Genomic DNA, 1455 nt, shown 5'->3' with positions numbered 1-1455 from the left:
AGAACGAGCAGTTGACCCGTTCCAGCCGTCATCAGCTCAATGCAGCCTTCAGTGAGCCGCTTTCGGAAAAGAACCGACTTGAATTTCACTATCAGTTCCAGAGCAACCCGGGTTATTCCAACCGGGAAGTACGCGATTTCAACGAAACGACTCAGCAGTATGACCGTCGGAATGATTCGCTTTCCAACCGCTTTCGGTCCAGCTATCCCAGCCAGGCAGCAGGTTTACTCTTCCAGCGAAATCAGGGGAAAAATTTGTTTAATCTTGGGATGGACGTACAGCAGGCCCGATTGAAGAGTGTTTCCCAGAACCGGACGATTACCAGGGATTTCATTAGCCTGTTACCAGTAGCCATGATGAGCATAAGTCTGAAAAACGACCGTTATTTCCGGGTCAATTATCAGGGTCAGACCCAGGCTCCGAGTGTGGATCAGCTACAGCCCGTTGCTAACAATACCAATCCTTTATTAATCCAAAAGGGTAATCCTAATCTGCGGCAGGAGTTTACTCATTCACTTAACTTCAATTACAACTCCTTTAATCCCAGCACCTTCGAAAATTTCTTTGTGAACGTCAACGCCAGTCAGGTGACGAATAAGATTGTAGAATCCGTTCGTTTTGATGAACGGGGCGTGCAGACGACCTTACCCGTCAACACAAATGGTCATTATTTGGTGTCAGGCAATGCAAACTATGGTCGGCAACTGCAGGGACTCAAACTACACCTGAGTACAGGCTCATCGATTACTTACAATCGCAGCCTGACACTGGTTAACGATCAGATCAATCAGTTGAATAACGTACTGATTAGTCCGGAATTTCAACTCAGCTCATCGTACGAGAAGCAACTCGGCTACAATCTCCGAACGACGCTTACGTATCAGTCAGCCYGGTATTCCCTCCAAAGTCAGCGAAATACGGCCTTCGTGAATACATCCATCTCGGGTACTTTCTATTATGAGTGGGATTTTCACCTGCGACTTAGTACCGATGCACCTATCAGAGTTACGGTGGGAATACGGCTGGCCCGGCTCAGCGATATACGCTTTGGAACGTTGTGCTAAGTCAGAAGTTTCTGAAAAAGCAGCAGGCAGAAATTCAGTTATTCGTTTTTGACTTGCTCAGGCAGAATACAAACGTCAGCCGAAACGTTACGGAGCTGTATACCGAAGAACGACAGAATCGGGTCTTATCCCGGTACTTTCTGGTAAGCTTCATTTATCATTTCCGCGATTTTGGCGGAACTACGCCCTGAAATCGACGCTCTGCTCGTTAGGATGAAGAAAGAGTTAAGCGTTAAAATCTTCCTCGAAAATTAGAGTACCGCCGATCTGAGAGAGCCGTCACTTCCTGAAAGCACTTATGGCTTTGTACGTGTTGCTGGATGAGCAATCAGTAAACGATAGGGGAAGACTGCCCAGCGGGACTTCATTGTACTTTCTAAATATGAACAAC

The 1455-nt window shown here is 46.8% G+C and carries 2 protein-coding genes; both read left to right on the top strand.

The window, feature by feature from the left end; translation table 11 throughout:
* The coding region (locus BWI97_RS26340; protein WP_158242869.1) for an outer membrane beta-barrel protein at nucleotides 1–1064 on the top strand (1064 nt) is incomplete at its 5' end.
* Entirely contained in the window at nucleotides 1058–1255 is a 198-nt protein-coding gene (locus tag BWI97_RS26335) for a hypothetical protein (protein WP_102203427.1), read from the top strand. The genes BWI97_RS26340 and BWI97_RS26335, both read left to right, overlap by 7 nt.
* Nucleotides 1256–1455: the final 200 nt, after the last annotated feature.

Source organism: Siphonobacter sp. BAB-5405 (genome assembly GCF_002872335.1).
Taxonomy (GTDB): Bacteria; Bacteroidota; Bacteroidia; order Cytophagales; family Spirosomataceae; genus Siphonobacter.
Note: the sequence above shows the minus strand (reverse complement) of the source record. Positions and strands in the feature narration are given on the sequence as shown.